A 13,417-nucleotide genomic window follows, 5' to 3' on the forward strand; every position below is an offset into this window, starting at 1 on the left:
GCTGCCCGGCTGGCTGAGTTTTGACAGCGCGACCGGTGCCTTCTCCGGCACGCCGGGCAATGCCGATGTCGGTGTGCTCAACATCCAGGTCACCGCCAGCGACGGCGAGGCGTCGGTCAGCGATACCTTCGCCCTCACCATCCACAACGTGAACGATGCGCCGGTGCTCGACAGTGCCATTGCCGATACCAGTGTCGATGAGGACAGCGCCTTCAGCTACAACGTGGCAGCCCACTTCGCCGACGACGACAGCATCCACGGCGATGTGCTGACCTTCTCCGCCACGCTGGACGATGGCAGCCCGCTGCCCGGCTGGCTGANGACCACCAGCCCGGTTACCCTGACCGCCATGGCAGAAGACAGCGGCACCCGCCTGATCACCCAGGCCCAGCTGCTGGGCAATGCCGCCGACGTGGATGGCCCCAGCCTCACGGCCAGCAACCTGGCCATCGCCAGCGGTAGTGGCAACCTGGTCAACAACGGCAACGGCACCTGGAGCTATACCCCGGCACTGAACGACGATACCCAGGTCAGCTTCAGCTACACCGTCAGCGACGGCAGCCTGAGCGCCGCCGGCAGCGCCACGCTGGATATCACCCCGATCAACGACGCCCCTACCACCAGCCCGGTTACCCTAGCCGCCATGGCAGAAGACAGCGGCGCCCGCCTGATCACCCAGGCCGAACTACTGGCTAATGCAGCCGACGTGGACAGTAGCAGCCTGACCGCCAGCAACCTGAGCATCGCCAGTAGCAATGGCAGCCTGATCGACAACGGCGATGGTACCTGGAGCTACACCCCGGCACTGAACGACGACAGCTCGGTCAGCTTCAGCTACACCGTCAGCGACGGCAGTCTGAGCACCGCCGGCAGCGCCACGCTGGATATCACACCGGTCAATGACAACCCTGTGGCAGCCAGTGATGTACTTTATGTGTCCAACAGCACAACTGTTACTTTGTCGATCAATGCCCTGCTGGCCAATGATATCGATGTCGACGGCATGGCCTTGAGCATTGCCAGCATCAACGTAGAGAACGCGCCGCTTAACAGTATCGTGGGCGGCGTCTCGGTAAACGCCAACGGCACCTTTACGTTCACTACCGGCACCAACGGCGGTATCCTGGCCAGCCCGACAGTGCTTATCCTGGGCTATGTACTGCAGGATGGCGCCGGAGGTACCTCCGTTGCCAATGGCCAGATCACCGTTAACATCATTGCAACCGATAGCAACAATGCCGACACCCTGAACCTCTCCAGCATCAGCAACTATCAGGCGTCGTATATTGATTCGAAGGGAGGGGCGGACAACATTACGGACGGTGCCGCCCTCTCCAGCCTGCTTGGCGGCAGCGGCAGTGACGTACTTACCGGCAACGCGGGCAATGATCTGCTGATAGGCGGCGACAATAGCGACACCCTTAGCGGCGGATTGGGTAACGATATCCTGCGGGGCGGGGCCGGCAATAACGACTCGATGGATGGCGGGGCCGGCAGCGAGGATCTGCTCGATTTTTCGGATGGCACGACGGCGTTAACAGCTTTCACGCTGGTACAAAGCAGTTCCAATACCACGCTGGCTAACGGCACCGCAGGGCTGGGCAACAACGATAGCTACCGCAATATCGAAGGCGTCATCGGCACCAGTTTGGGCGACACGATTACAGGCAGCAGCGGCAACGACATCATCCGTGGCGGAGGCGGAAACGATACCCTGAACGGTGCCGGCAACCTTGCCGGTGGCTTCGACCTGATCGACTTCTCCGATGGCGCTGGCAGCATCAATTTTACCCTGGTCAACAACGGCAGCAACACCGTGTTCAACACCGGCAGTGCCAATCTCGGCACGGATACCTATTCCGGCTTTGAAGGGGTGATAGGTACCGCCTTTGCCGACACCCTGACAGGCTCGGCAAGTGCCGACGAATTGCGCGGCGGGGATGGCAACGACACGCTGAATGGCCTTGGCGGTAACGACACACTGAACGGCGGCAATGGGGCCGACACTCTGACGGGCGGCTCGGGCGCAGATACCTTCGTTTTCCAAACGGGGCCGAGCGCTACGGATACAATCACCGATTTCGATACCACCGCAAACAGCGACCGGCTTGACCTTCGCGACCTGCTGTCCGGCGAGCATGCTACTGCGGCCAGCCTGGATGCCTATCTGGACTTTGGCTACGACGCACTCAGCAACCAGACGACAGTCAATATCCGGGCCAATGGTATCGGCAGCGTGGATCACCAAATCATTTTGCAGAATGTCGACATCACTGCCTTTGGCAGCAACGATAGCGCCATCATTACCAACCTGCTCGCCAGCAACAAGCTGCTCACCGACAGCTGACCCTACCCGCCCCCGCCGATAGCAGCCAGCGCCCTTGCACAAAAGCAAGGGCGCTGTGCCAGGCCGGCTGGGCGCTGCGGCCAGCCTTGCGTACACTGCTGCCATCCAGTTGCCAGCATTGCCTGCCCGATGACCTACCTGTACCAAGCCCGCCGCCAGCCGCGCAGCGAACGGCATACCTTCAATGGCCATGATTACCACGTGCTGTGCTGGGGAGACCCGGCTGCGCCGATGCTGTTCCTGCTGCACGGCTGGATGGATTGCGCCGCCAGTTTCCAGTTCACCGTGGATGCGCTGGACGATAGCTGGCAGATCATCGCGCCGGACTGGCGCGGCTTTGGCGACAGTGCCTGGAACAGCGGCAGCTACTACTCGCCAGACTACCTGGCCGACCTGGACGCGCTGCTGCAACACTACAGTCCGCATGCTGCGGCCAACCTTGCCGGCCACAGCATGGGCTCGATGGTGGCCGGGCTATATGCCGGCATCCGCCCGGAGCGGGTCGCAAAACTGGCACTGCTGGAAGGTTTCGGCCTGGCGCCCTCCCGCTCGGCCGAGGCGCCGGGGCGCTACGGCAACTGGCTGAAGGAGAAACGCCAGCCGCCGGCGTTTGCCCCGCTGCAAGGCGTGGATGAGCTGGCGCACAAGCTGCAGGGCCGTAACGCCCATCTGCCACCGGACCGCGCCCGCTACATGGCCACCGCGCTGACCCGCATGCAGGATGGTGCGCTGCGCTACCGTGCCGACCCGCGCCACAAGATGGTGAACCCGGTGCTGTACCGGCTGGAGGAAGCCATGGCCTGCTGGCGGCGCATCACCGCCCCGGTGCTATGGGTGGTAGCGGCCGAAGCGCTGGAGACCCCGCTGGCGCGCGGCATCGCCACCACGCTGGACGAGCGCCGCACCTGCTTTGCCCAGCTGCAGGAAGTCCGCATCGAACAGGCCGGGCACATGCTGCAGTGGGAACAGCCGGAAGCGTTGGCCGCACAGCTGCAGCGCTTCTTTGCCTAGCATCAGCTCACCATCTGCCGCGCGTTAACGCTACGGCGCCAAGTGCGAGCAGAGAAGCACTTGGCCGACATGCCGACCCGGCACCCGCGGTGTACGCCTGGTGCCACCCCGGTTCACGAGATGGTGAATATTTGCATATGAACAATTGTCATAACTGGCGGCACCACCATGGCGTAAAGTTTTCCGCCACAAGACCAACCCGGCGCCACGCCGCCTTCAGCTTACGGACTGCCCCATGACCCGCTTTGCCCGCCACCTGCAGGATGTCACCATCACCAACCCGTTTCCCGGCCTGCCACGGCTGGAAGCGCTGATCGGCCGCAACATCGTCAGCCGCATCGGCTCCAACGAAAGCCTGCCGCTGGCCGAACATACCGTCAGCCAGCTGTGGGGCGAGACGCTGTACGAACTGGCGCGGCTGTACCCGGACCCGTATGCCGGCGCCGTGCGGCAGCGTGCCGCCGCCCTCAATGGCGTGACTGCGGCCAACGTGGTGGTGGATGCCGGTGCCGACAGCCTGATCGCGCTGTTCCTGCGCGCCCGTGTCAGCCCCGGCGACGTGGTGGTGTGCACCGCCGGCACCTACCCTACCTTCCGCTACTTTGCCGAAGGCGTGGGCGCGCGCATCGTGGAGGTGCCATACGCCGAAACCGAGGGCGTGCTGCACAACGACCTGCCGGCACTGGCCCGTGCCGCGCGCGAGCACGACGCCGCACTGCTGTACCTGGCCAACCCGGACAACCCCACCGGCACCTTCCAGCACACCGACGCCGTACGCACGCTGCAAAGCCAGCTGCCGGCCGATTGCCTGCTGCTGCTGGACGAGGCCTATATCGACTTCTGCGCTGAGGGCGAACGCCAGGGCGTGCTGCCGAATACCGCCCGCCTGCGCACGCTGTCCAAGGCGCATGGCCTGGCCGGGCTGCGCGTGGGCTACACCATTGCGCCGGAGGAGTGGACCAGCAAGGTCGACCAGATCCGCACCCAGTTCGCGGTATCCAGCGTGGCGCAGGCCGCGGCAGTCGCCGCGCTGGACGCGCCACACTGCAGCCAGCAGCTGATCGACACCACGCTGCAGCTGCGCGAAGCCCTGGCAGCAGCACTGTTGCAGCGCGGGCTACAGTTATTGCCGTCACACACCAATTTTGTCGCCATCGTCTACCCGGATGCCGACAGTGCACTGGCGCGACAGAAAACCCTGCTGGCACAAGGGGTTGCCGTGCACCGTCCGCCGCACCCATCCATGCAGCATGTGCTGCGGGTCACCGCACACCCGGATGCCCTGCAGAATGTCGTGCTGGATGCCCTGTCCGGGGCATGAAAAGGTGACCGCGCGCTGTTAGAATCTCGATAAATATATCGTTGAAAGCCGCGCCCGGTCATGAAAGTCCCGCTATTTGACGCCGACACCACGTCTGAACTGGTGCGCAACCTGGTGATTCCGCCGCGCCCGGCCATCATGAATCAGCTGATGGCGCTGCGTAACAATCCGGACATGAGCCTGCTGGATGTGGCCGATGTCATCGCCACCGACATCGGCCTGTCGTCCGCCGTGCTCAAGGCGGCCAATAGTCCGTTTTTCGGCGCCTCGCGCTCGCTGACTTCCATCCACCAGGCGGTGAGCCTGCTGGGGGTGCGCAACCTGCTGTTCCTGGTGCAAGGCCTGCTGCTGCGGCTGACGCTTACCAGCCAGAAACCGCCAGCCATCGAGACATTCTGGGAGCGCACCATGCACGAGGCAGCCACCGCTGCCGCGCTGTGCCACCGCCTGGGACGCCCCAGCGAGGAGTGCCAGTCGTTCGCGCTGTTCCGCAGCTGCGGTATCGCTGTGATGCTGATGCGCTACTCCAATTACGAACGCACCCTGCGCCTGATCGGGCCGGCGCAGGACCACCAGGTATCCAAGATCGAGCAGGAGATCCACGGCACCAGCCACGATGTGGTGGGTTACCTGGTTGGCCGCACCTGGCTGATGCCGGAAGATTTCAACCAGGCCATCCTGCTGCAGCACAGCCCGGAGCTGTTCAGCGCCGATCGCGACAACCAGTTGCTGGATCACGAGCACAAGATGATGGTGGCCGTGGCCCGTGCCGCGCAGCATGTGTGGCGTACCAGCACCGACAGCCATGGCGACCCGGGCTGGAAAGAGCGCGCGCCGGAATTGATCTCCTACCTGGGCATGAGCACGGAAGAGTTCGAGGATTGGGTGGACGCCATGCACGACCAGATCCACCAGGGCGTCTGAACCACCGCTCCACAACAACAAACCGGCCGCTGGCCGGTTTTGTTTTTCCAGCACTGCCCACGGTAGCCCGGATAAGCGCCGCTCCTGCGGGAAAGCACCTCAACGTTGGCCGCATGCCCCGGATGCGCCTGTGGCTTATCCGGGCTACACCCCGCCCTCGCCCAGCGCCGCGCGCATCTGCTCCAGCTCCTGCAAGCGGTCGTGGATATCACCCCAATGGCGGGTGTTCACCGCGGCAATCAGCGCGTCGATCATGCATGTAGCCCGGATAAGCGCAGCGCCTCCGGGAAAGCACCTCAACGTTGGCCGCATGCCCCGGATGCACCTGCGGCTTATCCGGGCTACGCCCCGCCCTCGCCCAACGCCGCGCGCATCTGCTCCAGCTCCTGCAGGCGGTCGTGGATATCTCCCCAATGGCGGGTGTTCACCGCGGCAATCAGCGCGTCGATCAGCATCAGCAGCGGGGTATTGGCATCCCAGCCGGCCGGGCCGGCAGTGTGTGCCGCCAGGGTAAAACGGGCGCAGCGTGATACCGGCGACAGCCACTGGTCGGTAAACAGTACCACCTGCACCTTGCGCTGCGCCGCCATCTCCGCCATGCGCTGCGCATCCTGCCAGTAGCGGCGGATGTCGAACACCACCAGCACGTCCTGCTTGTCCATGTCCACCAGGTGATCTGCCCAGCTGGCCGGCAGCGCCCGCAGCTGTGTCACCTGCGAGCGCACCACTTTCAGGTGATGCGCGAGGTAGGCCGCCAGCGGCTCGGTAAGCCGCCCGCCCAGCAGCCATATCCGGCGCTTGGGGTCTGCCAGCAGCTCCACTGCGCCATCGAACTCCGCCGCGCTGACGTTGGCCGCAGTCTGCTGCATCAGCTCGCTCTGGCGGCGCACGAAATCGGCCAGGAAATTGGTGCCTTCCGCTGCCAGGCTGGCCTCGCGCCGCACCAGCGGCGACTGCAGCCTTGCTTCCAGTTCGCTGCGCAGTGCGGCCTGGAACGCGGTATAGCTGTCAAAACCCAGCTTGCTTACCAGCCGCAACACGGTGGGGCCGCTCACTTCCACCCGTGCCGCCAGCTGGGCAATGGTTTCCAGCCCGGCTACCGGGTAGTTGGCCAGCAGCACGCGGGCGATCTTGCGTTCGGTCGGCGTGAGCTTGTCCATTTCCGAGCGCAGCAATTCTGCAACAGAGCGGTTTTGTCCCATCAACACTCCCCTTTTCCAGCATGGATCCAGTATTGGCGCCCCTTGCCGACAGTTTGGCCGATGCCTCGCCACCAGGCAACGTAATTTTTATTACATTTTACATCTTGCAATATGTTTTTCTAACGTCTACTACTATGCACAGAGGGTAGGAAAACCGCCCCACAGCCGGGAATAGAGAGGAAAACATGGAAGCGCACAAGGTAAGAACCGCAGACGATCTGCGCACGCTCATTCAGCAGCGTGATCTGAAGCAGATCAAGGTCGGGCTGTACGATATCGATGGTGTCATGGCCGGCAAGTATATGTCGCGCGACAAGTTCCTGTCCGCCCTGGATGGTGGCTTCGGCTTCTGCGACGTGGTGTTTGGCTGGGATGTGGGCGACAAGCTGTACGACAACACCAAGCTCACCGGCTGGCAGCGGGGCTATGCCGATGCCCAGGTGCGGGTGATTCCGGAAAGCTGCCGCGAGCTGCCGCTGGAAGACAATATGATCCTGCTGCAGGGCGAGGTGGTGGGCCGGCTGGAAGGCCTGTGTCCGCGCGGCCTGCTGCGCCGGGTGCTGCAGCGTGCGGCCAACATGGGCTTCGAGCCGATGGCCGGCATCGAGTACGAATTCCTGGTAGCCGATGAAAGCAACACCGAGCTGCTATCCCGCAACTACCGCAACATCAAGCCGCTGGGCAATGGCGCCTTTGGCTATTCGGTGCTGCGCAACTCGGTGAACACCGAGTTCTATCACGGCCTGATCCAGCTGTGCGAAGCGATGAACATGCCGCTGGAAGGCTTCCACGAGGAAACCGGCCCCGGCCAGCTGGAAGCCGCGCTGGGCGTGGAAAAGGCACTGCTGGCGGCCGACAACGCCGCGCTGTTCAAGACCTTTGCCAAGGTGCTGGCACAGAAGCAGGGCCGCACCTGCAGCTTCATGGCCAAGTGGCACCAGGAATACTCCGGCCAGGGCGGCCATATCCATGTCTCGCTGAAGAATGGCAACGGCGACAATGCCTTCTACGACCCGAGCCAGCCCGGCAACATCAGTCGCACCATGCGCCACTTCATTGGCGGGCTGCAGGCGCTGATGCCACAGATCACCAGCCTGGCCGCGCCCACCATCAACAGCTTCCGCCGCCTGGTGCCCGGTTACTGGGCGCCCACCTCGGCGCTGTGGGGCATCGACAACCGCACCGTATCGCTGCGCGCCATCCCCGGCAGCAACAAGTCGCAGCGGGTGGAATACCGGCTGCCCGGCGCCGACTGCAACCCTTACCTGGCGCTGGCCAGTGCACTTGCCGCCGGCCTGCACGGCATCGAGCACGAGATTGAGCCGGACGAGGCGATTACCGGCAACGGCTACCTGCTCGATGCGCCGCCGGAGCGCCGCCTGCCGCGCTCGCTGTGGGAAGCCGCACAGACACTGAAGCAGTCCGTCGTGATGCGCGACTGGCTGGGCGACGACTTCGTCGACCACTTCGCCGCCACCCGCGAGTGGGAAGAGCGCGAGTTCCAGCGCCACGTTACCGATTGGGAATTGAACCGTTACTTCGAGATCATCTGACATGAGCAAGCATTTTTCCGTTATCTCCCCGGTAGATGGCAGCGAGCTGCTGCAACGTGACTATCACGACGCCGCCACCGTGCGCGCCACGCTGGATGCGGCCAACCATGCCCGGCGCAGCTGGCGCCAGGTCAGCCTCACCGAGCGCAAGCTGATGGTTGGCCGCGCGGTGGACGAACTGGTGGCCCGCAAGGAGCGCATCGCCGAGGCGATTACCCGCCAGATCGGCCGCCCGATCAGCCAGTCACCGGGCGAAGTGCGCGGCCTGGAAGAGCGCGCCCGCACCATGATCGAGCTGGCCGAGCAGGGCCTCGCCGACGTGCGCCCGACACCCAAGGCCGGTTTCGAGCGCTTCCTGCGCCGCGAACCGCTGGGCACCGTGCTGGTACTGGCGCCGTGGAACTACCCGTTCCTTACCGCCATCAACACCATCGTGCCGGCACTGGTGGCCGGCAATACCGTGATCCTGAAGCACTCCAGCCAGACCCCGTTGGTGGCCGAGCTGTTCGACGAGGCGTTCAAGGCCGCCGGGCTACCTGCCGGCGTGTTCCAGATCCTGCATCTGGACCATGCCGCCACCCTGCAGCTGGTGGCCAGCGAAGGCATCGACTTCGTGGCCTTCACCGGCTCGGTAGAGGCTGGCCGCACCGTGCAGCGCGCCGCCGCCGAGCGCTTCATCGGCCTGGGGCTGGAACTGGGCGGCAAGGACCCGGCCTATGTGCGTGCCGATGCCAACCTGCCCTCCGCCATCGAAAACCTGGTGGATGGCGCCTTCTTCAACTCCGGTCAATCCTGCTGCGGCATCGAGCGCATCTACGTACACCAGCGCCACTTCGATGATTTCGTTGCCGGCTTCGTGGAGCTCACCAAGGGCTACCGCTTCGGCAACCCGCTGGATGCCCATACCAACCTCGGCCCGATGGTACGCGCCAGCGCCGCCGCCTTCGTGCGCCAGCAGACCGCGGAAGCCATTGCCCAGGGCGCGCAGGCGCTGATTCCGGCCGGCCACTTCGCCGCCGATGCACCGGGCACGGCCTATCTGGCGCCGCAGGTGCTGGTGAACGTGAATCACGGCATGCGGGTAATGAGCGAGGAAAGCTTCGGCCCGGTGATCGGCATCATGCCGGTAAGCGGTGACGAAGAGGCACTGCAGCTGATGAACGACAGCCGCTATGGCCTTACCGCCTCGATCTGGAGCGCCGACCGCGACGCCGCGCTGCACCTGGGCGAGCGGCTGGAAACCGGCACCGTATTCATGAACCGTTGCGACTACCTGGACCCGACCCTGGCCTGGACCGGGGTGAAAGACACCGGCCGCGGCGTGTCGCTGTCGGTGCTGGGCTACAGCCAGCTCACCCGCATCAAATCCTTCCACTTCAAAGACTAATTTTTGCCACGAAACCCACGGAAAGCACGAACGCTTGCAGCATGGCAAACAGATTCGTGACGTTTCGTGGGGTTCGTGGCCAATCAAAAAGGATCGCACCATGCAACTGAAAGGCAACTGGAACTACCCCACCGCCATCCGTTTCGGCGCCGGCCGCGCCAGCGAACTGCCGGCAATGTGCGCCGAGCTGGGCATCAAGCGCCCGCTGCTGGTGACCGACCCGGGCCTGGCCAAACTGCCGATGATCCCGCGTCTGCTGGACTACCTGCACAGCGCCGGCCTGGTGGCCAGCGTGTTCAGCGACCTGCGCCCCAACCCGGTGGGCCGCGACGTGGATGCCGGCGTGGCCGCCTACCATGGTGGCAGCCATGACGGTGTGATCGCCGTCGGCGGCGGCAGCGCACTGGATGTGGGCAAGGCGATCGCGCTGATGGTGGGCCAGAACCGCCCGCTGTGGGACTTCGAAGACGTGGGCGACAACTGGACCCGCGTCAATGTGGCCGGTGTGGCACCCACCATCGCGGTGCCCACCACCGCCGGCACCGGCTCCGAGGTTGGCCGCGCCTCGCTGATCATCGATGAGAATGGCCACCGCAAGGTCATCATCTTCCACCCGTCCATGCTGCCCAAGCTGGTGCTGGCCGACCCGGAGCTGACCTGCGGCCTGCCGCGCCACCTCACCGCCGCCACCGGCATCGACGCCTTCGTGCACAACCTGGAAGCGTTCTGCTCGCCCTACTACCACCCCATCGCCCAGGGTGTGGCGCTGGAAGGCATGCGCCTGGTACACGACTGGCTGGAAGCGGCCTGCGACAACGGCAATAACGTGGAAGCGCGCTCGCACATGTTGGCCGCATCGATCATGGGCGCCACCGCCTTCCAGAAGGGCCTGGGCGGGGTGCATGCGCTGGCGCACCCGATCGGCGCGCACTTCGACACCCACCACGGCCTGGCCAACGCCATCCTGCTGCCCTATGTGCTGGTGAAGAACCGCCCGGCCATCGAGGAGCGCATCGAGGCCGCCGCCCGCTACATCGGCCTGGCCGATGCCAGCTTCGACGGCTTCCTGAACTGGATCCTGCAGCTGCGCGCCAAGCTGGGCATCGCCCACAGCCTGGCCGAGATCGGCATCAGCCGTGAACACGCGGCAATGATCGGCCATGACGCCAAGCAGGACCCGAGCGACGGCGGCAACCCGCTGCCGCTATCCGCCGATGACTATGCGGCCATCTTCCTGGCCGCCTGCGAGGGCAATGTCCATGGCTAAACCGGTAATCGGCCTGACCACCTACCCGCCCGGCCCCGGCCACGGGCCCCATACCCCTGAGTTGTACGTGCAGGCGGTGGTACGCGCCGGCGGCGCACCGGTACTGCTGCCGCATGTCGGTGCCGACATGGTGGATGCCTGGCTCTCGCATCTGGACGGCGTGGTGCTGATCGGCGGTGGCGACATCGAGCCTGCCCGCTACGACGGCGGCGACCACCCCACCATCTACAACCTCAACCCGGCGCGCGATGACACCGAGCTGGCACTCACCCGCGCCGTGCTGGCGAGCAAGCTGCCGACCCTGGCGATCTGCCGCGGCCTGCAGCTGGTGAACACCGTGCTGGGCGGCAGCCTGCACCTGCACCTGCCGGACGTGGTGGGCGAGGACACCCTGCACCGCGCCCCGCCGCGCGAGCCGGTACCCCACGCCATCCGCGTGGCCGCCGGCAGCTGCCTGGCCGGCCTGCTGGGCGAGCACAGCGAGTCGGCTTCCTGGCACCACCAGGCGATTGACCAGCTGGGCGAAGGCCTGGTGCCGGTGGCCTGGGCGCCGGACGGGGTGATCGAAGCGGTGGAGCTGCAGGACAACCCGCAGCTCACCGCGGTGCAGTGGCACCCGGAGATCACCGCGGCGGACGACGCGCGCCAGCAGGCACTGTTCGACCACCTGGTGCGATTGGCCAGCAAAACCGGCTGAACCCGGCAGCAAAACCCTGTCAGCCCCCGTAGCCCCGCCTGACCGTACTCCGGTACCGACAGGCGTGGCCCCGGGCTTGCCCAGGGTTTTGCAGCAGCACAGTAACGCTTCATTCACGACGGCCGTGTCGGGACAGCCACGACCGCCGTATCAGGCCTGAGAGCAACCGGCACAGACCGGACGGGCAAAACGGCGCAAGCCACCATGCAAGAAGATTGGGATCAAAGGAGAAATTCATGGCGAAGCAAAAGGTCGTGCGAGAGCTGAAACCCAGCCTCAAAACCATTCATCTGTGGGGTATCGCTGTTGGTCTGGTGATCTCCGGGGAGTACTTTGGCTGGAGCTACGGCTGGGCCAGCGCCGGTACGCTGGGCTTCCTGGTGACCTCGCTGCTGATCGCAACGATGTATACCACCTTCATTTTCAGCTACACCGAGCTGACCACCTCCATTCCGCATGCCGGCGGCCCATTCGCCTATGCGCGCCGTGCCTTCGGCCCCACCGGCGGCTTCATTGCCGGCGCGGCCACGCTGATCGAGTTCGTGTTCGCACCACCGGCCATCGCGCTGGCCATCGGCGCCTACCTGGGCGTGCAGTTCCCGGGGCTGGACCCGAAAGTGGCGGCGGTAGGCGCCTATCTGGTGTTCATGACGCTGAACATTCTCGGCGTGCAGCTGGCGGCCAACTTCGAGCTGTTTGTCACCGTGCTGGCCATTGGCGAGCTGCTGGTATTCATGGGCGTGGTCAGCCCCGGCTTCTCGCTGGCCAACTTCACCGCCAATGGCTGGGCCGGTGGCAGCGAGCTGAATCATGTTGCAGTGATGGGTATTCTGGGTGCCATTCCGTTTGCCATCTGGTTCTTCCTGGCGATCGAAGGTGCCGCCATGGCGGCGGAAGAAGCGGAAGACCCGCGTCGCACCATTCCGAAAGCCTATATTGGCGGCATCCTCACCCTGACCGCGCTGGCCATCGGTGTGATGATCTTTGCCGGCGGCGTGGGCGACTGGCGCCAACTGGCCAATATCAACGACCCGCTGCCGCAGGCGATGAAAGCGGTAGTCGGCGAAAACAGCGGCTGGATGCATATGCTGGTCTGGATCGGCCTGTTCGGTCTGATCGCCAGCTTCCACGGCATCATCATGGGCTACTCGCGGCAGATCTTCGCGCTGTCCCGCGCCGGTTACATGCCGGCAGTGTTTGCCCGCGTACACCCGCGCTTCAAGACCCCGCATCTGGCCATCATCCTGGGCGGCATCATCGGCATTGCCGCCATCTTCAGCGATGAATGGATCAAGCTGGGCGGCCAGACGCTGACTGCCAACATCATCACCATGTCGGTGTTCGGCGCGCTGGTGATGTACATCATGTCGATGCTGAGCCTGTTCCGGCTGCGCAGCCGTGAACCGAAGCTGGATCGCCCGTTCCGCGCCCCGGTCTACCCGCTGTTTCCGGCTATCGCGCTGGTAATCGCCGTGCTGGCACTGCTGACCATGGCATGGCTGAACCAGCTGGTATTCGGTCTGTTCGTGGCCGCCATGGTGGCCGGCTATGTGTACTTCCTGGCAACCAAGCATCTGCGCGATGCCGCGCCGCAGGATGACATGCTGGAAGGGCTGGGCAGCGAAGGCGAGCTGCCGCTGAAGCCGTCGCTGATGCCGGGCAAGGACTAAGCGCAAGCTGTTCCACCCGCCACAACCAACAAGGGCCG

Annotated in this window: 10 protein-coding genes; 9 read left to right on the top strand and 1 reads right to left on the bottom strand. The window is 64.6% G+C overall.

Features of this window, described 5'->3' with window-relative positions:
- Positions 1 to 13 precede the first annotated feature (13 nt).
- The 4 genes from ACFOKJ_RS02980 (at position 14) to ACFOKJ_RS02995 (ending at position 5,603) form a co-directional block, all read left to right on the top strand.
- A complete protein-coding gene (locus ACFOKJ_RS02980) occupies positions 14 to 2,347 on the top strand; it encodes a cadherin-like domain-containing protein (RefSeq protein WP_449369327.1) in 2,334 nt (777 codons plus the stop codon).
- A gap of 129 nt (positions 2,348 to 2,476) precedes the next feature.
- Entirely contained in the window at positions 2,477 to 3,358 is an 882-nt protein-coding gene (locus ACFOKJ_RS02985) for an alpha/beta fold hydrolase (protein WP_390276527.1), read from the top strand.
- Positions 3,359 to 3,593: 235 nt separating this feature from the next.
- Positions 3,594 to 4,679: an aminotransferase class I/II-fold pyridoxal phosphate-dependent enzyme gene (locus ACFOKJ_RS02990; RefSeq protein ID WP_390276528.1), complete on the top strand. Its 1,086-nt coding sequence runs from the start codon at positions 3,594 to 3,596 to the stop codon at positions 4,677 to 4,679.
- Between the two features lie 60 nt (positions 4,680 to 4,739).
- Positions 4,740 to 5,603, top strand: a complete 864-nt coding sequence (locus tag ACFOKJ_RS02995; RefSeq protein ID WP_390276530.1) for an HDOD domain-containing protein — start codon at positions 4,740 to 4,742, stop codon at positions 5,601 to 5,603.
- 341 nt (positions 5,604 to 5,944) lie between these two features.
- Here the strand turns inward: ACFOKJ_RS02995 and ACFOKJ_RS03000 are convergent, their stop codons facing one another.
- Positions 5,945 to 6,805: a MurR/RpiR family transcriptional regulator gene (locus ACFOKJ_RS03000; protein WP_390276531.1), complete on the bottom strand. Its 861-nt coding sequence runs from the start codon at positions 6,803 to 6,805 to the stop codon at positions 5,945 to 5,947.
- 185 nt (positions 6,806 to 6,990) lie between these two features.
- Here ACFOKJ_RS03000 and ACFOKJ_RS03005 point away from each other — a divergent pair, with 185 nt between their 5' ends.
- The 5 genes from ACFOKJ_RS03005 (at position 6,991) to eat (ending at position 13,379) form a co-directional block, all read left to right on the top strand.
- Positions 6,991 to 8,358 (top strand): glutamine synthetase family protein, encoded by a 1,368-nt coding sequence (locus tag ACFOKJ_RS03005; RefSeq protein WP_390276532.1) that lies wholly within the window; start codon positions 6,991 to 6,993, stop codon positions 8,356 to 8,358.
- Position 8,359: 1 nt separating this feature from the next.
- The gene (locus ACFOKJ_RS03010) at positions 8,360 to 9,745 is read left to right on the top strand and encodes an aldehyde dehydrogenase family protein (protein WP_390276533.1); all 1,386 of its coding nucleotides are present in this window, start codon (positions 8,360 to 8,362) and stop codon (positions 9,743 to 9,745) included.
- A 100-nt stretch (positions 9,746 to 9,845) separates the two neighbouring features.
- Positions 9,846 to 11,012, top strand: a complete 1,167-nt coding sequence (locus ACFOKJ_RS03015; protein WP_390276535.1) for an iron-containing alcohol dehydrogenase — start codon at positions 9,846 to 9,848, stop codon at positions 11,010 to 11,012.
- Positions 11,005 to 11,709 carry a gamma-glutamyl-gamma-aminobutyrate hydrolase family protein gene (locus ACFOKJ_RS03020; RefSeq protein ID WP_390276536.1) on the top strand — a complete coding sequence of 235 codons (705 nt, stop codon included), beginning with the start codon at positions 11,005 to 11,007 and terminating at the stop codon, positions 11,707 to 11,709. The genes ACFOKJ_RS03015 and ACFOKJ_RS03020 overlap by 8 nt, the downstream gene beginning before the upstream one ends.
- A gap of 236 nt (positions 11,710 to 11,945) precedes the next feature.
- On the top strand, positions 11,946 to 13,379 hold the full coding sequence (gene eat / locus ACFOKJ_RS03025) for an ethanolamine permease (RefSeq protein WP_390276537.1): 1,434 nt from the start codon (positions 11,946 to 11,948) through the stop codon (positions 13,377 to 13,379).
- Positions 13,380 to 13,417 lie beyond the last annotated feature (38 nt).

Source organism: Vogesella amnigena, assembly GCF_042648905.1.
Lineage (GTDB): Bacteria > Pseudomonadota > Gammaproteobacteria > Burkholderiales > Chromobacteriaceae > Vogesella > Vogesella amnigena.

Bases quoted from the DNA above. Each gene is read 5' to 3' on its own strand.
- ACFOKJ_RS02985 (WP_390276527.1), top strand. From the start codon at position 2,477: ATGACCTACCTGTACCAAGCCCGCCGCCAGCCGCGCAGCGAACGGCAT.
- ACFOKJ_RS02990 (WP_390276528.1), top strand. From the start codon at position 3,594: ATGACCCGCTTTGCCCGCCACCTGCAGGATGTCACCATCACCAACCCG.
- ACFOKJ_RS02995 (WP_390276530.1), top strand. From the start codon at position 4,740: ATGAAAGTCCCGCTATTTGACGCCGACACCACGTCTGAACTGGTGCGC.
- ACFOKJ_RS03000 (WP_390276531.1), bottom strand. From the start codon at position 6,805: ATGGGACAAAACCGCTCTGTTGCAGAATTGCTGCGCTCGGAAATGGAC.
- ACFOKJ_RS03005 (WP_390276532.1), top strand. From the start codon at position 6,991: ATGGAAGCGCACAAGGTAAGAACCGCAGACGATCTGCGCACGCTCATT.
- ACFOKJ_RS03010 (WP_390276533.1), top strand. From the start codon at position 8,360: ATGAGCAAGCATTTTTCCGTTATCTCCCCGGTAGATGGCAGCGAGCTG.
- ACFOKJ_RS03015 (WP_390276535.1), top strand. From the start codon at position 9,846: ATGCAACTGAAAGGCAACTGGAACTACCCCACCGCCATCCGTTTCGGC.
- ACFOKJ_RS03020 (WP_390276536.1), top strand. From the start codon at position 11,005: ATGGCTAAACCGGTAATCGGCCTGACCACCTACCCGCCCGGCCCCGGC.
- eat (WP_390276537.1), top strand. From the start codon at position 11,946: ATGGCGAAGCAAAAGGTCGTGCGAGAGCTGAAACCCAGCCTCAAAACC.